The sequence below is a fragment of the Bacteroides sp. AM54-2NS genome (assembly GCF_003602935.1).
Taxonomy (GTDB): domain Bacteria; phylum Bacteroidota; class Bacteroidia; order Bacteroidales; family Bacteroidaceae; genus Bacteroides; species Bacteroides xylanisolvens.
The window spans coordinates 1-24,366 of sequence record NZ_QTMZ01000045.1 but is presented as its reverse complement, the minus strand read 5'-3'; the positions used below and the strand labels follow the sequence as shown (position 1 = coordinate 24,366).

Below are 24,366 nucleotides of genomic sequence, written 5' to 3'. Positions count from 1 at the left end.
CTATTATGTTCTATTTTTAAGATTGAAACAGATTAGGAGTATCTAAACTGTATTCTAATAAAAGAAGTGACGTATAAAATACTGTATGAATATGCGGAATAAGTCATCTTTCTTGAATACAAATGAGTGAATATTCATGATTGTTGATAGAATCATGAATCATTTCTTTTAAAGGAAGACTTCGTTCCTTTTAAAGAAACGGTTTATTGGTCAGTGAGAAGTGCTTCCTTGCTTTTAAACGAAAGGACAAAAGGGTATTTAGAATACTTGTTTTGTGCTGGTTGCTGTCGAATAGGTAACATGTGAGTTGTTTCTATTTGAACTTATATTTGCAATAATCTGCTCCTGAAATTAGGAATTTTGCCTTTTTGATGTTGAATCGAATGATTTAAAGTCTGTTTTGTGTGAATATGGATTATGCAACTTGCTTATCCTTCAAGTTTTCCAATATACTCCGGACTCATCTTGTATATTTTTGATTCTGTATGAGTTTTATGTCTATTTTTTCTGCATAAAGTAATATTCTGTTCTAATGATAAGAATTACATGGTAAGATTATAGCTTTGCATTTCAATAAGTCAGTATAATCTATATAATTTCTTGCTCATTTCCTCTTTTATCATCTATTTCCATCTATATTTCTCCCCTTTTTCTTTCTTTTTTCTCGTAAGAAAGAATATATTTGTACCTAAGTTAAACGAAAACCAAAGCATGATATGATAACAACCCAGTTGCTTCGTCCTGAAAGCATTGTCGTAGTAGGGGCATCGAATAATGTGCATAAGCCGGGTGGCGCAATATTAAAGAATTTGATAAACGGAGGTTATCAGGGAGAACTTCGGGCGGTGAATCCGAAGGAAAAGGAAGTGCAGGGAGTTCCCGCCTTTGCGGATGTGAATGATCTGCCGGACACAGATCTGGCGGTGTTGGCTGTGCCTGCTTCGATGTGTCCTGATATGGTGGAAACATTGGCTAGCAAGAAACAAACCAGGGCATTTATTATACTCTCGGCTGGTTTTGGTGAAGAAACCCACGAAGGGGCGCTGTTGGAAGAACGTATTTTGGAAACAGTTAATAAATACGGCGCTTCACTGATTGGTCCTAATTGCATCGGATTGATGAATACATGGCATCATAGTGTATTCAGCCAGCCGATTCCTAACTTAAACCCCAAAGGGGTGGACTTGATTTCCAGCTCCGGTGCTACGGCGGTATTTATTCTCGAAAGTGCCGTAACAAAAGGTTTGCAGTTCAATTCAGTCTGGTCGGTGGGAAATGCCAAGCAGATCGGCGTGGAAGATGTATTGCAATTTATGGATGAGAACTTCGATCCCGAAAAAGATTCTCATCTGAAACTACTCTATATTGAAAGTATTCAGAATCCGGACAGGTTGTTATTCCATGCTTCGTCTTTGATTAGAAAAGGGTGCAAGATTGCGGCAATCAAAGCCGGAAGTTCGGAGAGCGGAAGCCGGGCGGCATCTTCCCATACAGGAGCAATCGCCAGTTCCGATTCGGCAGTAGAGGCTTTGTTCCGTAAAGCAGGGATTGTGCGCTGTTTCTCTCGTGAGGAATTGACTACCGTAGGTTGCGTGTTTACTTTACCCGAATTGAAAGGAAAGAATTTTGCCATTATCACTCATGCCGGAGGCCCGGGAGTGATGCTGACAGATGCCTTGAGTAAAGGCGGACTGAATGTGCCTAAGCTGGAGGGAGAAGTAGCCGAGGAACTAAAAGCCCAACTATTCCCTGGTGCTGCCGTCGGGAATCCTATTGATATTCTGGCTACCGGAACACCGGAACATCTGCGCCTTTGCATTGACTACTGCGAGGAAAAGCTTGACAATATAGACGCCATGATGGCCATCTTTGGAACTCCGGGATTGGTTACTATGTTTGAAATGTATGATGTGCTTCACGAAAAGATGCAGACTTGCAAGAAACCGATTTTTCCCATTCTTCCTTCCATTAATACAGCCGGAGCGGAGGTTTCCGCCTTTCTGGCAAAAGGGCATGTGAATTTTGCAGACGAAGTGACCCTGGGTACTGCCCTTTCACGTATCGTCAATGCTCCTAAACCGGCAGTTCCTGAAATAGAATTGTTCGGAGTGGACGTTCCGAGGATTCGTCGTATTATTGATTCGATTCCGGAGGATGGTTATATCGCTCCCAATTATGTACAGGCATTGTTGCATGCTGCCGGTATTCCGTTGGTAGATGAATTTGTTTCCGATAATAGAGAGGAGATAGTAGCTTTTGCCCGTCGGTGCGGATTTCCGGTAGTTGCCAAAGTGGTTGGTCCTGTGCACAAATCAGATGTCGGCGGTGTCGTTCTGAACATTAAAAGTGAGCAACATCTGGCACTGGAATTCGATCGTATGATGCAGATACCTGATGCAAGAGCAATTATGGTACAGCCGATGCTGAAAGGTACGGAACTGTTTGTTGGCGCAAAATATGAAGAGAAGTTCGGTCACGTGGTACTTTGTGGTTTGGGAGGTATTTTTGTGGAGGTGCTGAAAGATGTATCTTCCGGTTTGGCTCCGCTTTCTTACGAAGAAGCTTATTCAATGATTCATTCTTTGCGTGCTTATAAAATCATTCAGGGAACACGTGGGCAAAAGGGAGTCAACGAAGATAAATTTGCTGAAATTATTGTCCGTTTGTCCACTTTACTACGTTTCGCTACAGAGATCAAAGAAATGGATATAAATCCGCTCTTAGCAACAGAAAAGGCCGTTGTAGCAGTTGACGCGCGTATCAGAATAGAAAAATAGGACTATTCTTTCATTCATTGAGACATATTTACTATCTTTCCGCTGTGATTTTGCCTACATTTGGTAACTCAAACGGAAGGATAGAAAACACGTATGTTTATGAAGAAAGTTCTCATATTTTTAATCTGTTTAATTGGCTATCAGATCGGCTGCCATGCTCAAATGGCGGACGAGCATTATTATTTCAAAAATCTTAGTGTACAGAACGGATTATCTCAAAATACGGTCAATGCGATTTTGCAGGATAAGCAGGGCTTTATGTGGTTCGGCACGAAAGATGGTTTGAATAGATATGACGGTTTGTCATTCCGCAAATTCAAACACGATGACCGCACACGGCGGAGCATTGGTAATAATTTTATCACAGCTCTTTATGAGGATGCAAAAGGAAATATCTGGGTAGGTACGGATGTAGGACTTTATATCTATAATCCGGAAAAAGATTCTTTCCGGCATTTTGCTGAATTGAGCGCAGAAAACACGAAAATAGAGCATACCGTAACTGCAATCTCCGGAGACAACAAAGGATGTGTCTGGGTAGCGGTAGAGTCGCAGGGACTATTTTGTTATGATCTGGAGGAAGGAACACTCCAGAACCACACATTGAAGAACTTTTCTTTTATCTCCACCAATGTCCAGTCTTTTGTTTTCGATAATAGCGGAACCCTTTGGATTGGCTGCTATGGCGATGGACTTTTCTATTCGAAAGACCGTTTGCAAACCCTTCATCCTTATGTCTCACCTGTAGACGATCAAAAAACTTATGAGAATGATGTCGTGATAGGCCTGGTGAAAGGAGCATATAATTGTCTATATATAGGCTCTTTAAAAGGAGGAGTGAAAGAGCTGAACCTGACCTCTAACAAACTGCATGATTTACTCTCTAAAGATGAAAGTGGAGAGTCTGTTTTTTGTCGTGAACTGCTGGTTGCTTCTGACAATGAATTGTGGATTGGTGCAGAATCGGGACTCTATATTTATAATCTCCGAATGGGTAAGTATGTTCATTTGCGCAGTTCGATCAACGACCCTTATTCTTTATCCGACAATGCTATTTATTCATTGTGTAAGGATCGCGAGGGTGGTATCTGGATTGGCTCTTATTTTGGCGGTGTGAATTACTATCCTCGTTTTTATACGTATTTCGAGAAATATTATCCCAAAGGGACTGATAATGGTTTGCGTGGGAAACGAGTACGTGAGTTCTGTCAGGATAATCAAGGTATCCTGTGGATTGGTACGGAGGACGGTGGTCTGAACCGTTTCAACCCCAAGACCAAAACATTCTCCTTCTTTACGCCCAGTAGTGCTTTTACCAATGTGCATGGTTTATGTTTAATTGGAGATCATCTTTGGGTAGGAACTTTTCAAAAGGAGTGAAAGTAGTAGATACGCGTACGGGAGCTATCGTGAAAACCTATCAGAAAACGGATTCTCCCCGTTCATTGATAGATAATAGTGTTTTCTCTATTTGCTGCACAACGACCGGTGATATTTACCTGGGAACTTTATTCGGCTTGCTCCGATATAATAAACAGTCTGATGATTTCGACCGGATACCGGAACTGAACGGTCGGTTTGTGTATGACATAAAGGAGGACTCCGGAGGAAATCTATGGTTGGCAACTTATGCTAATGGAGCCTATTGCTACAATGTGAGTGAAAAGAAATGGAAGAATTATTTGCACGATGAAAATAACCCGAAGAGTCTCCCGTATGATAAGGTATTAAGTATCTTTGAAGACTCTCACCGACAAATCTGGTTGACTACTCAAGGAGGAGGTTTTTGTCGTTTTCAGCCGGATACGGAGACATTTGCCAATTATAATTTGTCGGCCGGACTGCCGAACGATGTTGTATACCAGATTGTGGAGGACAAAGAAGGATTTTTGTGGTTGACAACTAATAACGGTTTGGTCTGCTTTCAACCTACTACCGGAATGATGAAGGTATATACCACCTCCAATGGCTTGTTGGGCGACCAGTTTAATTATCGTTCAAGCTTTGAAACTGAGGATGGTACGATTTATTTGGGTAGCATCGATGGTTTTATAGCCTTTAATCCCAAGAATTTCTCCGAGAACAAGTTTCTCCCGTCTATTGTAATTACTGATTTCTTTCTGTTTGGAAAGGAAGTATATGCTGGTGAACCGGGCTCTCCGTTGGAAAAGAGTATCACTTTCTCTGACCAGCTTGTTCTCCAGTCTAATCAGAATTCTTTCTCTTTCCGTGTAGCCGCGCTGGATTTTCAGGCTCCTAAGACAAGTCGGATTATGTATAAGTTGGAAGGCTTTGATACAGACTGGTTGACAGTTGGTGAAAGCCCTATTGTTACCTACTCCAATCTTCGATATGGTGATTATACCTTCCGGGTGAAAGTTGCCAATAGTGATGGAGTATGGAGTGACGATGAAGTGGTATTGGAAGTACATATTCTTCCTCCTTTCTATCTTTCTATATGGGCGTATTGTGCGTATGCTTTGCTGATTATCGGTTGTTCTTTACAAATTGTTGTGTATTTCAAGAGACGCAGTAATAGCAAACATCGACGACAGATGGAGAAATTCGAGCAGGAGAAGGAACGTGAAGTTTACCATGCAAAGATTGATTTCTTTACGAATGTGGCCCATGAGATACGTACACCGCTAACATTGATTAAAGGTCCGTTGGAAAACATTATATTGAAGAAACAGGTCGATGCGGAAACGCGGGAAGACCTGAATGTAATGAAGCAGAATACGGAACGATTGTTGAATCTGACTAACCAGTTACTTGACTTCCGTAAAACGGAAAGTCAGGGATTCCGCTTGAATTTTGCGAAATGCAATGTAACGGAGGTACTGAAAGAGACTCATGTGCGTTTCACTTCCCTTGCCAAACAGAAAGGTTTGGAATTCACCTTGCAAGTGCCTGAAAAGGATTTTTATGCACATGTGAACCGGGAGGCGTTTACGAAGATTATCAGTAATCTGTTGAACAATGGGGTGAAGTATGCTGAAAGCTACGTACATATATTTTTGGAGGTGTCGGAAGCGGATGATAATAATTCATTCCGTATTCGTACAGAGAATGATGGAGTAATTATTCCTAATGAGATGAAAGAGGAAATTTTCAAACCTTTCGTTCGTTTTAATGAAAAAGAAGACGGAAAAGTGACTACTGGAACAGGAATCGGCTTAGCTCTTTCCCGTTCATTGGCAGAACTGCATCAAGGAACCCTGGCTATGGGAGAAGGGGAAGAAAATAATACCTTCTGTCTGACTTTGCCGATAGTTCAGGATATGACAATCACTTTAACACCGGAACCGGAAGCAGGAATGGACAAGATGAGCGAAATTCCTGCTGGAGAGGCGGAAAAGAAAGATAACCGTCCTACAGTGCTGGTTGTGGAAGATAATCCGGATATGCTTGCCTTTGTAGTGCGTCAGCTATCGAAAGAATATGCTGTATTGACTGCTACTAACGGGGAGGAAGCGTTACAAGTGTTGGATGGTAATTATGTGAATCTAGTGGTTAGTGACGTTGTGATGCCTGTGATGGATGGTTTTGAACTATGTAAGAGAATAAAGTCAGATTTGAATTATAGTCATATTCCCGTTATACTGTTGACTGCGAAGACGAATATCCAGTCTAAGATAGAGGGAATGGAATTGGGAGCAGACGCATATCTGGAGAAACCTTTCTCTGTGGAATATTTGCAGGCTTGTGCTTCCAGCCTTATTCAGAATAGAGAGAAACTACGTAAGGCTTTTGCACAGTCTCCTTTTGTGGCTGCCAATACGATGGCGTTGACAAAAGCTGACGAAGATTTTATAAAGAAGTTGAATGAGGTTATCCAAGTGAATTATAGTAATCCGGAATTTAGCATGGATGATATGGCGGATAGCCTGAATATGAGCCGTTCCAATTTCTATCGGAAGATAAAGGGCGTCTTGGATTTGAGTCCGAATGAATATCTTCGTCTGGAGCGTTTAAAGAGAGCTGCTCAATTATTGAAAGAGGGAGAAAATCGGGTAAATGAGATTTGCTATATGGTAGGGTTTAATTCTCCGTCTTATTTTGCCAAGTGTTTCCAGAAGCAATTTGGAGTGTTACCCAAAGATTTTGTAAGTTAATATTAATTTATAGCTATAAAGATAAGGTAAAAAGGAGCTTTTAAAGGAATGATTTGATGAAAAAGTATGTAAATTTGTTCGTTTTCGTATTCATGATAGGTGCTTGTCTTTCGCAGGGGAGAGCACAGACAAAGTCTGCGGTGAGTTATAAGAATCCGGTTGTAGATATTGCCATGCCCGACCCTACGGTGATTAAAGCTGCAGATGGTTATTTTTATGTGTATGCTACCGAATCTACCAGAAACGTTCCGATCATGAAGTCGAAAGATTTGGTGGAATGGACGTATTGCAACACTGCATTCACGAATAAAACTCGTCCCAGGTTTGAACCTAAAGCTGGAATTTGGGCACCTGACATTAATTATATTAACGGTAAATATGTGCTTTATTATGCAATGTCGGTGTGGGGAGGAGAACAAACGTGCGGAATTGGGGTAGCTACGGCCAACTCTCCGCAGGGACCTTTTACGGATCATGGCAAGATGTTTCGTAGCAATGAGATTGGTGTACAGAACTCGATCGATCCCAGTCTCCTGCAGTATGAGGGGAGAAACTATTTGGTATGGGGCAGCTTCCGGGGAATATATGTTATTGAACTGACTGCGGATGGGCTGTCAATCATGCCGGGAGCGAAAAAAAAGAGAATAGCGGGAACTGCTTTTGAAGCTGTTTATATCCATAAGCACGGCGATTATTATTATATGTTTGCCTCCATAGGAAGTTGTTGTCAAGGAGTGAAAAGTACATATAAAGTCGTAGTGGGACGTTCCAAGAAAGTATGGGGCCCGTACAAAGACAAGACTGGTAAACCGATGTTGAAAAATGGTTATTCTTTGGTGATAGGTGCGAATGATCATTTTGTAGGCAATGGGCACGGTTCGCAGATTATTCAGGATGATGCCGGACAAGACTGGCTTCTGTATCATGGATTTTCAAGATCAACTCCGGAGAACGGACGTATTCTGTTGTTGGACCAGATCAAGTGGGACCAAGAAGGTTGGCCTTACGTAGAGGGAGGATCTCCTTCTTACGAAACACAAAAAGCACCTGTATTTAATAACTGATTTTCAAATAAACCAATTATAATCTTAAATACCACAAGCATGAAACATACCCCTATTAGCAGGCGGGATTTTCTAAAGAATTTAGGCATAGCCGGGGCTGGCACTCTTCTTGCAGCAAGCCCTTGGCTTTCTGCTTTTTCGGAGGTGATGAACACCTCAAACGAGAAGTGTCGTCTGGCAATTATCGGGCCTGGTTCCCGGGGACGGTTTTTAATGGGATTTTTAGCTAAGAACCCCAAAGTCGATATTGTAGCATTGTGCGACATTTATAAACCGTCTATTGAGAACGCATTGAAACTTGCACCTAATGCCAAAGTGTATGGTGACTACCGGGAAGTGTTGGAAGATAAGTCGATAGATGCTATACTCGTAGCTACTCCTCTTAGCTCGCATTGTAAGATCGTATTGGATGCTTTCGACGCAGGAAAGCATGTGTTCTGTGAAAAGTCAATAGGTTTCACGATGGAAGAGTGTTACCGTATGTATCAGAAGCATCGTAGCACGGGAAAGATTTTCTTCACAGGACAACAGCGTCTGTTCGATCCTCGTTACATTAAAGCAATGGAGATGATTCATGCAGGTACCTTTGGCGAAATAAATGCCATCCGTACTTTCTGGAATCGGAATGGGGATTGGAGACGTTCGGTACCTTCACCCAATTTGGAACGCCTGATAAATTGGCGTCTTTACAAAGAATTCTCAAAAGGACTGATGACGGAACTCGCTTGCCATCAACTTCAGATCGGAAGTTGGGCTTTACGTAAGATTCCTGAAAAGGTAATGGGACACGGTGCCATCACTTATTGGAAGGACGGCAGAGATGTGTATGACAATGTGAGTTGTGTATATGTATTTGATGATGGGGTAAAGATGACATTTGACTCTGTCATTTCCAATAAGTTCTATGGATTGGAAGAACAGATCATGGGTAATCTCGGAACGGTAGAACCGGAAAAGGGAAAATATTACTTTGAGAGTGTAGCTCCTGCACCGGCCTTCCTGCAAATGGTGAATGACTGGGAGAACAAGGTATTCGATCTCTGCCTTTTGCCGGAACAAGCTGGGCACCGGAAACAGCAAACGAAAACAAAGGAGAATTTATTATCGGAGAACGTCCCAAGAGCGATGGTACATCATTGTTGTTGGAAGCTTTTGTTGAGGCCGTCATAACACAAAAACAACCTAAAAACATCGCGGAAGAAGGATATTATGCAAGTATGCTCTGTTTGTTGGGTCATCAGGCATTGGAAGAAGAACGGACACTCTATTTCCCTGATGAGTATAAAATAGACTATCTGAACCATCAATCTGTAAAAACACCCGAAGCAATATGAAAGACACGATTGTAACCGCACGACGTAAGAAAATAGAGTTAATCACTTTACTCGTTTGTTTCGTAGTATCTAATTTGCTACATCTTTATGCAATTATTGCTTATCATGCACCATTTACGGAGATGATAACGTCTATTTTTATATAATTATATTTACTTTTGTGCTTTATGCTTTCTGGGGGATTTTGCGTCTCTTGTTTTATGGAATGCAAGCACTATTTAAAAAGAAGAACAGGAGTTGATAGTTCTTCTGCATATTTAAAAATAAAGAACTTAATCAATATCAATGAAAATAAATAATTTATGGTAACACGAAGGGATTTTTTGAAAACGATGTCGATGGCTTCAGCCGGATTGGCATTGGGAACCGGTGATTTATTACATGCGCAAACTGCTTCACCTAAAAAAGGAAGAGGTGACAAAGTGAAGATTGCTTATATCGGCATTGGTAACCGCGGAGAGCAGATTATTGAAGACTTTGCACGGACAGGTATGGTGGAAGTGGTGGCTTTATGTGATGTAGACATGGGTGCCAAACATACACAAAAGATAATGGCTAAATATCCGAAAGCCAAACAGTTTAGGGATTTCCGCCAAATGTTTGATAAGGCCGGTAACGAATTTGATGCTGTAGCAATTGCTACTCCCGACCATTCGCATTTCCCGATCAGTATGCTGGCTTTGGCATCCGGAAAGCACGTATATGTAGAGAAACCGCTGGCGCGTACCTTCTATGAAGCGGAACTATTGATGCAAGCTGCACTTAAACGTCCGAACTTGGTTACTCAAGTAGGAAATCAGGGACATTCTGAAGCAAACTATTTTCAGTTTAAGGCCTGGATGGATGCAGGAATTATCAAAGACGTTACTGCTATCACTGCCCACATGAATAACCCGCGCCGTTGGCATAAATGGGACACTAATATTTATAAACTTCCTTCCGGTCAGCAATTGCCGAAAGATCTGGACTGGGACACTTGGCTCGGAGTTACTCCTTATCACGAGTATAATAAGGATTATCATTTGGGACAATGGCGTTGTTGGTATGATTTTGGTATGGGTGCATTGGGCGACTGGGGAGCACATATCCTCGACACGGCTCACGAATTCCTGGAACTGGGATTGCCATACGAAGTCACTATGCAATATGCAAAAGGGCATAATGATTATTTCTTCCCATATTCTTCCACGATTCTCTTCCGTTTCCCACAACGTAAAGGAATGCCACCGGTAGATATTACCTGGTATGATGGTCTGGATAATCTTCCTCCTATTCCTGCCGGTTATGGAGTTTCGGGACTAGATCCGAACATTCCGGTAACTAATCAGGGAGATACTCCGAAATCTAAGTTGAATCCCGGAAAGATCATTTATACTAAGGATTTGATTTTCAAGGGTGGTAGTCATGGAAGTACTTTGTCTATTATTCCGGAGGAGAAAGCAAAAGAGATGGCAGACAAGTTGCCGAAAGTTCCTAAAAGTCCTTCCAATCACTTCGAGAACTTCTTGTTGGCATGTAACGGTATTGAAAAGACGCGTTCTCCGTTCGAAATCAATGGTGTGTTGAGTCAGGTATTCTCACTGGGTGTGATGGCTCAACGACTTAATACACAGTTGTTCTTTGATCCTCGTACGAAGCAGATTACAAATAATGAATTTGCTAATGCAATGTTGGCGGGACTTCCACCGCGTAAAGGTTGGGATGAATTTTATAAATTATAAATAGAAAATAGCCTTTTCCATTCTTCTTCGAATATAAGGGAGTGGGAAAGACTAATAAATGATTATGAAGAAGAATATCGTATTAACTTTACTTTTATTCTGTGCCGCTTCTTTAGGTGCACAGAATTGGGAACCTCTTTTCAATGGGAAAAACCTGAAAGGATGGAAGAAATTGAATGGCAAAGCCGAGTATAAAATTGTAGATGGTGCCATTGTCGGTGTATCTAAAATGGGAACACCCAATACTTTTTTGGCAACGACAAAGAATTATGGTGACTTTATCCTTGAGTTTGACTTCAAGGTAGATGACGGTTTAAATTCTGGAGTACAGCTTCGCAGTGAAAGCAAGAAAGATTATAAAAAAGGTCGTGTACACGGTTATCAGTTTGAGATCGATCCTTCCAAACGCGCTTGGTCAGGTGGCATCTATGATGAGGCACGTAGAAACTGGCTTTATCCTTTAACGCTGAATCCGTCGGCAAAAACCGCTTTTAAGAATAATGCATGGAATAAAGCTCGTATTGAGGCTGTAGGTAACTCAATCCGTACCTGGATAAACGGAGTGCCTTGTGCTAATATCTGGGATGATATGACTCCTGTGGGCTTCATTGCTTTGCAGGTGCATGCCATTGGAAATGCGGCAGATGAAGGTAAAACAGTTAGTTGGAAAGATATCCGCATTTGTACGACGGATGTAGAACGCTATCAGACGCCGGAAGCACAAGCTGCACCGGAAGTGAATCTGATCGCCAACACGATTTCTCCGAGTGAGACAAAGGATGGCTGGGCTTTATTATGGGATGGCAAGACTACTGATGGATGGAGAGGAGCTAAGCTTTCTACTTTCCCTGCAAAAGGCTGGAAGATAGAAGATGGAATTCTGAAAGTAATGAAGAGTGGTGGCGCTGAATCTGCTAATGGCGGTGATATTGTGACTACCCGTAAATACAAGAATTTTATTCTGAAAGTAGATTTTAAGATTACTGAAGGTGCCAATAGCGGAATTAAATATTTCGTAAACCCGGATATGAATAAAGGTGCAGGCTCTGCTATCGGTTGTGAATTCCAGATTCTTGATGATGACAAACATCCTGATGCAAAACTGGGTGTGAAAGGTAACAGAAAGCTAGGTTCGTTGTATGATTTGATTCCGGCTCCTAAGAATAAACCTTTCAACAAGAAAGAGTTTAATACTGCTACCATTATCGTAAAAGGTAACCATGTAGAACATTGGTTGAACGGAGTTAAATTGATTGAATATGATCGTAACAATGATATGTGGAATGCATTGGTAGCATACAGTAAATATAAAAACTGGCCTAATTTCGGAAATCCGGAGGAAGGAAATATACTTCTTCAGGATCACGGAGACGAAGTATGGTTCAAGAACGTGAAAATTAAAGAACTGAAGTAAGGCGTATTCCATATTATTGTGGGAGATACGTCAAAATTCTTTATGACTTTTTATTCAGGCACGGATTGCGCGAATTTCACGGTTGTTCTAATGAAATAGCAATCGTGTAATTTGGGTAATCCGTGCCTAATTTGTCCTGCTATACGATGCAAGTCCCTATTCAACATATGTATAAGCCGTCCCATGAAGGCAGTGGACTGCTTTATGCCTGGTTTCTTTCTATGCATACACGGGTGGATATTATCCTATATAGCAAGAAAACGGAAGGAGAATTGTTGCTTGTGGTCAATCGTATTTATGATGCATTGTGCCGGTTGGAAAAGATGGCGAACTTTTATGATCCGGCCAGTGAATTGGCTTATGTCAACCGGACAGCTTTTGTTTCTCCGGTCGTTCTTAGCGAAGAACTCTATTCAATGATTGATTTATGTCTGGAATATAATGAGAAGACTCTGGGGTGTTTTGATATTACAGTCCATTCAGAAAATTACAATCAGACCACGATACAATCGGTCCATTTATCAGCTGAACATCATAGTATCTATTTTTCACGACCGGGAGTTGCTGCCAACTTATCCGGTTTTCTCAAGGGGTATGCTTTGGAAACAATTAAAAGCATATTGAATGAGTGCGTGATAGAAAATGCATTGATAAATATGGGAAACAGTTCTGTCCTTGCATTAGGTAATCATCCGGTAGGAACGGGATGGAACGTCAATAATATACTTCTTCATAATGAGTGTCTTACAACCTCCGGTAATGACTCTTCTGAACGTCGGCACATTGTTTCTCCTCAAGATGGGAAATTGGTGGAAGGTGCCCGACAGATATCTGTAGTTACAACTAATGGGGCAATAGGAGAAATATTGTCTACCGCTTTGTTTGCTGCTGACAGCGAACAAACTAAAGCTTTGATGGGTATATATGCACAATGTCGTGTATATATATATCCACCATGCTGAATATATATACTCACCGTGCTGGACATATATACCCACCATATTGGTCATATATATATCCAATGATACTTATCCAACTATATCTGACGGCCTTTTTGAACATATTCTGCTATTTATAGGTCGGTTTCTTTTATCCGTTTAATTGCTTTTTGCCTTACTTTGCGTTATTAATAGTCAATCTAATGTGTATATGAAAAATAAAATTTTATTGCTGGGCTTATTTTGTTGTAGCCTGATTTCGGCAAAAGCACAAGTTTTACTCGACAAAGGAATCGGAAAAAATAGTTTTCCTATTGTTTCTTCATCAACGAATGCAGTTATTTGCTTTGACGGAAAAGATGCAACTGTAGTACGTAAGAGTGCTTCTCTTTTTGTGGATGATGTTCGTCGTGTGACGGGGCAAGAGTTGAAAATGGAGGAAAGCAAGCCCGGAAAAGTATCTGCGCGGTATGCGATTATTGCCGGTACTATAGGAGAAAGCGGATGGATTGATGTTTTGGCATCGAAAAATAAAATAGATACAGCTGCCATTGCCGGAAGTTGGGAACGTTATATGATAGAGGTGGTCAACAATCCCGTTCCGGGCATCAAGAAAGCAATTGTCGTAGCTGGAAGTGACAGACGTGGTACTGCTTACGGACTTCTTTCCATATCAAAGGCAATAGGAGTATCTCCTTGGTATTGGTGGGCAGACGCTCCAATCAAACAGCAAAAACAAGTTAGTGTAAAAGTTGATAAGTTCATTTCTAAAACACCGTCTGTCAAGTTCAGAGGAGTATTTATCAACGATGAGGACTGGGGGCTTTATCGTTGGTCGAAACGCAATTTTGAAAAAGAACGTGGAAACTTCGGACCGAGAACGTATGCAAAAGTGTGTGAACTGCTGTTACGCCTTCAGGCTAATTATCTTTGTCCGGCTATGCATGACGCATCCATGGCATTCCACCGTATTCCTGAAAATCGCCTGGTAGCGGATAGTTTTGCTATTGTCATGGGGTCTTCCCATTGTGAACCGTTATTGTTTAATACGGCAAGTGAGTGGAAGCGTGATAAAATGGGTGAATGGGACTATATCAATAATAAGGATGGAGTCAACAAAGTGTTGAAATCACGTGTAGATGAATGTGCTCCATTTGAAAATGTATATACTTTGGCTTTGCGTGGGTTGCACGACCGGGCAATGAATGCAAGCAATAATATGAGCGATAGAAAGGAAATGCTTCAGGAAGCTTTGATGGCACAAAGGCAAATGTTGGTGGATGCAATCGGCAAGCGTGCGGAAAATATTCCTCAAGCCTTTACTCCTTATAAAGAAGTGCTCGATGTATACGATCAGGGATTGGAACTTCCGGATGATGTGACTATTATCTGGCCGGATGATAATTATGGATATATGAAACGTTTGAGCAGTCCGAAAGAGCAGAAACGTTCCGGACGTTCGGGAGTATATTATCATTCTTCTTATCTGGGTAAACCTCATGATCATCTTTGGATGAACACAACTTCACCCACATTAATGTATGAAGAACTACGTAAAGCATACGACTTGACAGCCGACCGTATCTGGCTGCTCAATGCCGGAGACATCAAATCATGTGAATTTGCTGTTGATTACTTCCTGACGATGGCTTTTGATATTGATTCATTCAACTTTGAAAGAGCGGCAGATTATCGTACCGAATGGTTGTGTGGCATGTTAGGCAACGATTATCGCAATGAATATCAGGATGTAATAAACTCTTTCTATAAACTGGCCTTTGCACGTAAACCGGAGTTTATGGGATGGGGTTACCAGTGGGCTACCGACAAACACGGAAGAGAACGGAATACAGATACTGATTTCTCACTTGCCAATTATCGTGAAGTGGATACTCGTCTGGCTGAATATCGTCGGATAGGGAATATGGCAGAGAAAATTCTGAAAGCTTTGCCGGAAGATAAGAAGGCATGTTATTATCAATCATTATATTATCCGGTCAAAGGATGTGAACTGTTGAATCGTATGATTCTCAACGGACAGAGAAATCGTTGGTACTCTATTCAGCAAAGGGCAACTACCGCAGAATTGGAGAAAATGACTAAAGCTTGTTATGACAGTCTGGAAGTAATCACAAAAGGATATAACTCATTACTTGGAGGTAAATGGGATCATGTAATGACCATGAAACAGGGATTTGCCGCAGCCTACTTTGAACTCCCGGCTCTGCGGAAGGTTAATCTGGCACCTACAGCCTCTTTGGGTATATTAGCTGAAGGAGAAGACATTTTGAAGGGGCAGAAAAGCTTCCATTCACTGCCGTCTTTCAACACATATTTCCGTCAATCATATTACGTAGACGTTTTTAATAAAGGAGCGACTCCTTTGAAATGGAAAGCATCAGTTTCAGATAACTGGATTCTGCTAAGTCAGAAAGCCGGAGAAACTGCTACAGAAAATCGTATAGAAGTCTCAATCGACTGGGCTAAGGTCCCGACTGGTGAGAATGTATTCGGAACATTAGAAATCGCATCTGATCGTGGTGAGAAGGAGAATGTCTATATTTCTGTTTTCAATCCTTCCTCTCCTTCATTAACCGAAATGGATTCTTTATTTGTAGAACACAACGGATATGTTTCCATTGATGCTGCCGGTTTCCACCGAAAAGTAGAGAACAAAGCTATTCAAATGAGAACGATTCCTAATTTAGGAATAGAAAATACAGCTATTCAGCTAGGTGATCCGACAGCCGCTCCACAGCGGACTGCAGGGCGCAGCACACCTCGCCTGGAATATGATTTCTATACATTCGAACAAGGATCAGTTGATGTTTACACATACGTACTGCCTACATTTACATTAAGTAAAGATCGTGGATATGCCGGACATGAAGCGACGAATGTGGAAACGAAATATGGAGTATGCATTGACGAAGGTCCTGTAATGAACCCTTCCACTTCTTCTTTTGAGTACGCACAAATCTGGTACGAAAGTGTGTTGAAGAACTGTAGAATAAACAAGACCACTTTGCATATCGATAAACCGGGTAAACACACAGTGAAAATTATATGTGGCGATGCTGGAACTGTCCTGCAAAAGATTGTTTTGGATTTCGGAGGAATGAAGCGTTCTTATTTAGGACCTCAACCGACGAGAAAATAGGGTTACTTTAAAGATTACTATAGTTGTTTCAACTTTGGTTGATAGAGTTAAGTATGAAAAAACACTTTTTATCTTTGTTATTCTTGTTATTAGCCATGTTTGTTGAGGCTAATCCGGTGGGACAGATGCTGGAACGTCTTCAGAAAGGTCTTTCCAGTCGATTTAAGATTGAGATCCATTCTTCTTCCGATCAGGGAGACGATTATTTTGAACTGTATGGTGGTGGGCGTAAAGTTACAGTACGTGCTAACAATTATGTGAGTGCTGCCTTTGGTATTAATTGGTATTTGAAGTATTATTGTCATGCTCAGGTTTCTTTTTGTAAAGACCAGTTACCGCAATTGCCTGCTGATCTACCACAGGTAAAAGAACGCCATGCGACTAAACTATCTGATAATTTCTATATGAATTATTGCACGTTTAGTTATACCACAGCTTTTTGGGACTGGAAGCGATGGGAACGTGAAATAGACCTGATGGCAATGAATGGTATTAATATGCCGATGGCTATGGTTGGAGCAGAGGTTGTATGGCGAAATACGCTACTGAAATTCGGATATACGCTTTCTGAAGTGAAAGAGTTCTTGTGTGGACCAGCCTATTTCGGGTGGTTGCTGATGGGGAATCTTGAAAATATCGGTGGACCGTTGCCCGATGAATGGTTTAAGGAGCAGATAGTCTTACAGAAGAAAATACTTACCCGTATGCGTAAGTATGGGATGAGACCTGTTTTTCAGGGATTCTTTGGAATGGTGCCTTCCTCATTGAAAAAAAAATATCCGGAAGCTCGTTTGTTGGAGCAAGGGGTGTGGAATTCGCTTCAACGTCCTCCGGTGCTTGATCCTGCCGATCCATTGTTTGAACAGATGGCAAAGGTCTGGTATGCTGAATATGAGAAGCTTTTTGGGAAAGGAAACCTGTTTGGCGGCGATCTTTTTCACGAAGGTGGAAAGACCGGAGGTATTGATGTAACGGATGCCGCCCGCAGGGTACAGACTGCTATGAAACAATACAATCCAGATGCGGTTTGGGTGATTCAGGCATGGTTGGGAAATCCGAAAAAGGAATTGCTGGCAGGACTCGACAGAAAGAATACGCTGATCGTTGATCTTGCTGCCGAGTTTTGGGATAACTGGCGGAAGCGCAAGGGCTTTGATGGCTTCCCGTGGTTATGGTCGCATATTTCCAATTATGGAGGTAACATTGGTCTGCACGGGCGTCTGGACGCTATAGCTACCGGTCCGGTAGATGGTCAGAAGGATTCGGCGGCATCACCGAGCATGAAAGGAACTAGCTCTACCCCGGAAGGTATCGAGGTGAATCCGGTAGTATTTGATTTGTTGAATGAAATGCGCTGGCGTTCGGAGCATTTGGATCTGGATGTCTGGTTGAAAGAGTATTCAGTGCGTCGTTATGGTGTGGAAGATGAAAATCTGAAAGAGGCGTGGACTATTTTCCACCGTACAGCTTATGGTACTTATACCGGTCATCGCCGTCCGTCAGAGTCGGTCTTTTGTGCCCCTCCCAGCTTGAAAAGAGATAAAATCACGGCTTCTGCCTGGAGTCAATGTCGGATTTTCTATGATCCGGAGCTCTTTGCCCAGGGAGTAGGATTATTCTTGCAAAGTGCAGACCGTCTGAAGCAGACGTCAACTTATCAGTATGATGCAGTCGATTTTGTCCGTCAGTATCTTGCGGATTTAGGACGGGAAGCATATTACAATCTGGTGGATGCTTATCGGTCGAAAGATACGAAACAGTTTGATTACTGGTCGGAGAGGTTTCTGCAGCTGATTAAGGATCAAAATGAGTTACTGTCCACTCACGAATGCTTCTTCGTGGGACGCTGGCTGGATATGGCCCGTTCGAAGTCAAAGCAGCCTGAATTGCAGGATTTGTACGAGCACAATGCCCGTATGCTGATCGGGACATGGACGGAGACACTTAGTCCGGTGCGCGACTATGCCCACAAGGAATGGGGCGGGCTGCTGAAAGACTATTATCTGCCTCGCTGGACTAATTACATCGCTTATCTTAAAGGTACATTGGAGGGACGTTCACTTACTGTTCCGGACTCGTTTCAAGTGGAGAAGGCGTGGGTAAATGCACATAATAAGTATGTGCTTGAGACTGGTGTTGATCCAGTGGAGACAGCCAAGAGAATGTATCGTAAATATCATATTTAATCATTACTCAAAAATAGTACTATGAAAGGATTATTGAAAACAGCTGTATTGTTGGTTATTTTCTGCGCTACAGCCATGGCCTGTGGAGGTGGTGGAGAGGATGCATTGGATCATAAGGGAGGTGATGGTGGCGGAACTGGTAATAAGGGCGATCAAGAAGAACCGGAACAACCATTTGTTGCTCATATTACTCCTGTCGACAAACTCAATCAAGGTGTCCCGGTGATTAATTCGCACGCTGATGTAACTTCGCGTTCGTCCTTGAAGATGAACTTTCGGACGTATTCACAATTAGGAGAGAGTGTACTAAAATCTGCCAAACCTAATTATGTACGGGTTAAGAAATTGGCTAATGATGGTTATATCATGTTCTATCACAACAATCAGATTGGTGCCAGTTGTTCTTATGCGACCAGTATGGACTTTAAAACATGGAGTTATAAAGGCAAGCTGTTTACCAATTACAGTATTATCGACAGTAAAGGTGAAAAGAATGACCGGCGTTATTCAAATTGTGATGGGCTGGTACTTTCCAACGGAGATATTCTGGCCGTAGCTCCTATAGGGCTAATAATGGGTATAGAGACTTGCCTAAAGATGCAGGTATTGAAATGAGGCGTAGTACCGATAATGGCGTTACGTGGAGTGAACCGGTCTCAGTGTATCAGGGTGTCAACTGGGAGCCGTATTTGCTGGAATTGTCTTCGGGAGAAATCCATTGCTATTTCACGGACAGTAGCCGTACGGGTATTGAAGGCAAAGACACCGGAACTGCAATGGTCATATCCAGAGATGGCGGTCAAACGTGGATACCTTCATTTGGTAGTATCCCTTACTATGTGATACGGATGAAGTGGGAGCAAGACGGAAAAACATACTTCAATCACCAGATGCCGTCTGTTATTCAACTTAAAGGTAGCGATGAACTGGCGGCCGCTGTAGAAACTAATAACCGTGGAACATATTATATATCACTGGCTTATTCCGGCGAAGATGGTGAATGGGATCATCTTGATGCGGATCAGGAAGGACCGGCTGATAGCGACAATCTGTCTTTTTTAGGCAGCGCTCCATATTTATCTCAGTTTCCATCGGGTGAGACTGTGCTTTCGTATAACCAATCTTCTACTTTCTATATGAAAATGGGGGATGCCAAAGCGCGTAATTTTGGAAGTGCTTATTCACCATTTTCAGGTAAGGGGTATTGGGGAACGTTGAATTTGGTAAATCCGCATCAATTGGTGGGAGCGATGCCTGATACTTCTAATGGAACAATCATGTTATCACAATTTATTCTTAATCATCGTATCAATGCAGTACGCCGTAACGTAAAGGTGGATGGCAACAATAAGGAATGGGTGAATACGGATCATGCGCTTTTTGTCGGAGAAAAATCGCAAGTGCAGGGAACTCTCCGCTGTTCGTGTGATGACAAGAATGTATATTTCCTGGTGGAAGTACTTGACCGGAGCTTGCTGAGAGGTGATTATGCTACTGTTTATCTCTCTCCGGATGATAGTAAAAGTTTGACGAACGGTGCTAAACGGATACAAGTATCAATGGATGGATTGAAAAGTACCGAAACTTATGCCGGCAAGTGGAACAATGCGGAGATGGGGGTAGAAGTGAAAACTTATGTGTGCAATGACACCAATGAAGATCGTATTGACAACTATGGTTATATTGCCGAAATCTCTGTCCCCCGTTCCAGCCTGACTATTTCTTCGGGACAGGTATTGGTCAATTTCTCTATTACCGACAATAAAGAAGAGGAAGCAGTCAGTGATGTGTCTTCTATAAGCCGCTGGATACCGGTGGCGGGATTGTAATCTGATAATAACGTGAATAATTAATTATATAGAAACAATTGTAATGATGAAAAAGAACTATTATTTAATTTGTGTATTGTTACTGGCTGCTTTCTGTACAACCAGTATTGCTACTGCTCAAAATTATTTTGGAGATTTTCCTGTAAAAGCAGATCCTAAGACTGTTGGTAATAAATTGAGCAGACGCTTGATGGAAACTAAACATCAGCTATATTTTGATAGAGGAATACATTATGCTGAAGTATGTACATGGTACGGAGCTCTCCGTTTTGCAGAATTGACGAATAACAAAGAGCTGATCAAGCTATTGAGAAATCGTTTCGAACTATTGTTCCACCTGGAAAAAGAACTCCTTCCTCCACCCATACACGTAGACCAGAATATGTTTGGTTGTCTGCCTCTCAGATTTTATAATATAACGAGGATAAACGTTATCTGGACCTCGGATTGCCTTACGCCGACACTCAATGGGAGCTTCCTGCCAATGCGAATGAAGAAGAACGCAAATGGGATAAAAAGGGATATTCCTGGCAAACTCGTCTTTGGATTGACGATATGTATATGATTACTATCGTGCAGTCTGAGGCTTATAAGGCTACCGGTGATCCTAAATACATCAATAGGGCTGCCAAAGAAATGGTTCTGTATCTGGACGAATTGCAACACCCTAACGGCCTTTTCTACCATGCACCGGATGTGCCTTACTATTGGGGACGCGGAGATGGCTGGATGGCTGTGGGTATGACAGAGCTACTGTTCAACCTGCCGAAAAATGATCCGAATAGAGACCGGATAATGAAAGGCTATCTTTTGATGATGAACAATCTGAAGAAATATGTGAACAAGGACGGACTGTGGAATCAGCTGATAGACCAGCCCGACTTTTGGACTGAAACATCCGGATCTGCAATGTTTACCTATGCTATGATCTTGGGTGTTCAGAACGGATGGTTGGATAAAGAAGAATTTGCTCCCGTTGCACGCAGAGCCTGGTTGGGCCTGTGCAATTATATAGACGATAAAAATGACCTTACCGAAGTTTGTATCGGAACGGGAAAGAAAAACAGTAAGCAATATTATATGGACCGTCCTCGCATTGCCGGAGATTATCATGGACAGGCACCTATCTTGTGGTGTGCTTATGCTTTGCTGAACAATAAGTAAAAAACAGATATATTCTGTTGTATAAGTTGTATAAAAGGAGAGGATGTCCCCACTGATTGGAGACATCCTCTTTCTCTAAATATAACAATATAAAATGATTCCTTATACTGTCGGGTCCGGTGCTTCATCACCGCCGTCATTACCGCCTTCGTTTCCTCCGCCTTCTTCACCACCACCTGAAGGAGCAGAACTGCTGTTTCTGGTTACATCCAGTTTCTGAATGCTGACAGACTTTATCATATTTTTCAGCAACTCCCCCGGAGTAAAGATGATTTTACGGTTTTTCAATGTTTCCGTAGTGACTTCCTCTGCGTTTTCTTGGCTTTTGCATCCGAAGGAAGGACGGAAAGTTCCAAATTCCCCCAAGTTGACGGATGCTCCGATTTCCATATACGTTATCAGAGAATCAATGAGTCCGTCAAGGACGGCTTTTACTGTACCGCGTGGAACGAATCCTACTTTGGTTACCTGATCGCACAGCATCTTAAAATCAACGTTGACTACATTGAACGGACGCGCTACATATTTTTCTGCTTTGGTATCGTCGAAACCAAAGGTTGTTTTTTTGACTACATATTTCAGTGCCATAATTTAATTTTAGTTTTTTAAATAGTTTATAAATCGAGTTTCTGTTTTGTGATCACGATGCAAAGATATGGCATCTGAAATTACTGTGCAAGTTATTTTTCGAAAGTGCGTTAAACAAATAATTAATAATTCGTATGTTGTTGATAATGAACGTTTTTTCGCTATAAGCTTGCCTTGTAGTGTGATAGTACTATTAGAAAAACTACTTCTTTAGATATACGACAGTTTTTCCTCCTCCATACTTCCGGATTATCTCTTCTTTCAAAAACTTATTGAGTAGTTCAATTGCTTTGTTGCGGCTGATTTCTGCCAATCTCATGAAATCGGTACGGGTGATACAGCCATGTTTGTCCAGATGTTGTATCAGGAGGGTACGGCATCTTTCTTCGTTGGAATCGTTATTAGTACGATAGGGTGACTCTATGCGTTCCAGTTGCAATGGTTCCAGACTCTCACGAAACTTTTTGTTAATGCGCAGGTTCACCTTATTTAAATGGATAGACGGAGAACGAATTTCTTTCTTCTCCATCACCGGACGATCACATGTCAGTGATAGGGAGAAATGTCCGATTTCCCCGACTTCTACGGTCCAGCCTTGCGCGAGCCAGTGTTGTAGCTCATCACTGACGGCTTGCAGGCAACCTTCTATCGTGGCTGGACTGAAGCCGTTGGATTTGGATACTAGTTCAACGAACTTATCGGCATTAATGGTGCCTGACGGAATAACACGTGCATAAAGTGCCTGTTGCTCCTCCTTTTTCTGTGGATTACCACTCGTGTATAAATCGTAATAAACGCTCATAGTTACTTTATATTTTTCTTGTTCTACAGATAACTTCTTTCTCTTCATAAATTAATTCGTCCGCCTATAGCCGGACGCAAGTTTGCCTATAGGCGACGTTGCGTTTGCCTATAGCCGGATGAAAGAATGCCTATAGCCGGACGAATTAATTTATGCACTCAAAGATATTACTTTTTTCGGAGAAGGGACTTAGTTTTTCCACAAGCACAGTTTAATAATCAGGATTCTATTTTGTAAATGAATAAATTGTTGCTTTTATTGGACTATATGTTCTATCTTTTTCTGATCAGTATGTTTATTTTTGTACACAAGGCTCATAGTCTTCCTTTTTGTATTGGATCATAGTAGAACTGGGGAGGCTGTCCGAAAAACTTATAGGCCGACAAGTCTGCAGTAGTAAGTATGAAGATTTCCCATTTTTATAGCATGGTTTAACACTATATTCTATGTAGTCTCACTACTTTTTGTACCTTGAAAGCAAATAAAGGCCATGCTTATGACATACAAAAAAGCGAAGACCGCAGACAAGAAGTATTTTTCCCGACTGCATAGATGAATATGTGGAGGTGATGCCTCTGTGCGTTTGTTTGATGTATTTGTAGATAGTTTGGACATGCCCCCCCTTGACTTTGTCCAAAGTATCCCCAAAGGTACAGGTATACCCGGTTATGATCCTCGCGATCTTTTGAAACTGTATATCTATGGTTACTTTTATCAAATCCGTTCATCAAGAAAATTAGCACGTGAATGCAAGTGTAACCTGGAGGTCATGTGGCTACTTGGTAAACTGTATCCGGATTTTCGTACCATATTCGACTGTCGTAAAGATAACAAAGACAGCATAACAAAGGTATTCAAGAAGTTCAACAAGCTCTGTATGGGACTAAAGCTTTTCTTAAAGTCTTATATCTCTATAGATGGTAGCAAGCTCAAGGCAGTCAATGCTAAGGACAACAATTTTACGCTTAACAAATTGGATGACCGCATCAGACGTTTAGACGAACATATCAACTTGTACATGGAGGAACTTGACGCGTTCGACTGGGAAGAAGAGCGAAGTTGTCTAAAGATGAACTCCAACATAAGCTTGAGGTATAATTCATGCAAAGGTCTTTTTTCAAAGATTATTATGACTTTATATAAATAAGTGTTTTATCTCATATTAATGCGAATCAGTAGTTGAAATCACTAGCTGATTCAGTTAGTTAAATTGTTATTATTCAATTAATTATCTCATTTATTTATTTCTTAATCTCCTTGAAAATCAGTATATT

Annotated in this window: 12 protein-coding genes and 4 pseudogenes; 14 read left to right on the top strand and 2 right to left on the bottom strand. The window is 41.6% G+C overall.

The features are described from left to right. Nucleotides 1-716 precede the first annotated feature (716 nt). From DXA05_RS20885 to DXA05_RS20830, 13 genes and pseudogenes are all read left to right on the top strand, one after another. Nucleotides 717-2,777 (top strand): acetate--CoA ligase, encoded by a 2,061-nt coding sequence (locus DXA05_RS20885; protein ID WP_004302563.1) that lies wholly within the window; start codon nucleotides 717-719, stop codon nucleotides 2,775-2,777. Nucleotides 2,778-2,876: 99 nt separating this feature from the next. Further along, nucleotides 2,877-6,892, top strand: a pseudogene (locus tag DXA05_RS20880) (two-component regulator propeller domain-containing protein). A gap of 56 nt (nucleotides 6,893-6,948) precedes the next feature. Continuing rightward, complete coding sequence (locus DXA05_RS20875) at nucleotides 6,949-7,956, top strand: family 43 glycosylhydrolase (RefSeq protein WP_008023316.1); 1,008 nt, start codon at nucleotides 6,949-6,951, stop codon at nucleotides 7,954-7,956. A gap of 39 nt (nucleotides 7,957-7,995) precedes the next feature. After that, a pseudogene (locus DXA05_RS20870) lies at nucleotides 7,996-9,290 on the top strand (Gfo/Idh/MocA family oxidoreductase). Next, a pseudogene (locus DXA05_RS20865) lies at nucleotides 9,287-9,531 on the top strand (hypothetical protein). Before DXA05_RS20870 ends, DXA05_RS20865 begins: the two co-directional pseudogenes overlap by 4 nt. A gap of 61 nt (nucleotides 9,532-9,592) precedes the next feature. Beyond that, nucleotides 9,593-11,011 (top strand): Gfo/Idh/MocA family oxidoreductase, encoded by a 1,419-nt coding sequence (locus DXA05_RS20860; protein WP_004323915.1) that lies wholly within the window; start codon nucleotides 9,593-9,595, stop codon nucleotides 11,009-11,011. 64 nt (nucleotides 11,012-11,075) lie between these two features. Continuing rightward, nucleotides 11,076-12,425 carry a DUF1080 domain-containing protein gene (locus DXA05_RS20855; RefSeq protein ID WP_074908730.1) on the top strand — a complete coding sequence of 450 codons (1,350 nt, stop codon included), beginning with the start codon at nucleotides 11,076-11,078 and terminating at the stop codon, nucleotides 12,423-12,425. Between the two features lie 167 nt (nucleotides 12,426-12,592). Beyond that, the gene (locus DXA05_RS20850; protein ID WP_074908623.1) at nucleotides 12,593-13,387 is read left to right on the top strand and encodes an FAD:protein FMN transferase; all 795 of its coding nucleotides are present in this window, start codon (nucleotides 12,593-12,595) and stop codon (nucleotides 13,385-13,387) included. Between the two features lie 187 nt (nucleotides 13,388-13,574). Next, entirely contained in the window at nucleotides 13,575-16,523 is a 2,949-nt protein-coding gene (locus tag DXA05_RS20845) for a glycosyl hydrolase 115 family protein (RefSeq protein ID WP_074908622.1), read from the top strand. A 53-nt stretch (nucleotides 16,524-16,576) separates the two neighbouring features. Then, nucleotides 16,577-18,709 (top strand): alpha-N-acetylglucosaminidase, encoded by a 2,133-nt coding sequence (locus tag DXA05_RS20840; protein WP_128859601.1) that lies wholly within the window; start codon nucleotides 16,577-16,579, stop codon nucleotides 18,707-18,709. A 21-nt stretch (nucleotides 18,710-18,730) separates the two neighbouring features. Further along, nucleotides 18,731-19,324 (top strand): hypothetical protein, encoded by a 594-nt coding sequence (locus DXA05_RS27985; protein ID WP_284515648.1) that lies wholly within the window; start codon nucleotides 18,731-18,733, stop codon nucleotides 19,322-19,324. Beyond that, the gene (locus tag DXA05_RS20835; protein ID WP_284515647.1) at nucleotides 19,297-20,538 is read left to right on the top strand and encodes a hypothetical protein; all 1,242 of its coding nucleotides are present in this window, start codon (nucleotides 19,297-19,299) and stop codon (nucleotides 20,536-20,538) included. Before DXA05_RS27985 ends, DXA05_RS20835 begins: the two co-directional genes overlap by 28 nt. Before the next feature lie 46 nt (nucleotides 20,539-20,584). Continuing rightward, nucleotides 20,585-21,702: pseudogene (locus DXA05_RS20830) on the top strand (glycoside hydrolase family 88 protein). A gap of 102 nt (nucleotides 21,703-21,804) precedes the next feature. On the opposite strand, the gene DXA05_RS20825 reads toward DXA05_RS20830, so the two are convergent. Both DXA05_RS20825 and DXA05_RS20820 read right to left on the bottom strand, forming a co-directional pair. After that, the gene (locus tag DXA05_RS20825; protein ID WP_048696085.1) at nucleotides 21,805-22,290 is read right to left on the bottom strand and encodes an HU family DNA-binding protein; all 486 of its coding nucleotides are present in this window, start codon (nucleotides 22,288-22,290) and stop codon (nucleotides 21,805-21,807) included. Between the two features lie 202 nt (nucleotides 22,291-22,492). Next, nucleotides 22,493-23,092, bottom strand: coding sequence for a DsbA family protein (locus DXA05_RS20820; protein WP_048696089.1), 600 nt, complete (start codon nucleotides 23,090-23,092; stop codon nucleotides 22,493-22,495). Between the two features lie 613 nt (nucleotides 23,093-23,705). Between DXA05_RS20820 and DXA05_RS20815 the strand changes: the two genes are divergently transcribed. Then, nucleotides 23,706-24,239: a transposase gene (locus tag DXA05_RS20815; protein ID WP_118196688.1), complete on the top strand. Its 534-nt coding sequence runs from the start codon at nucleotides 23,706-23,708 to the stop codon at nucleotides 24,237-24,239. Nucleotides 24,240-24,366 lie beyond the last annotated feature (127 nt).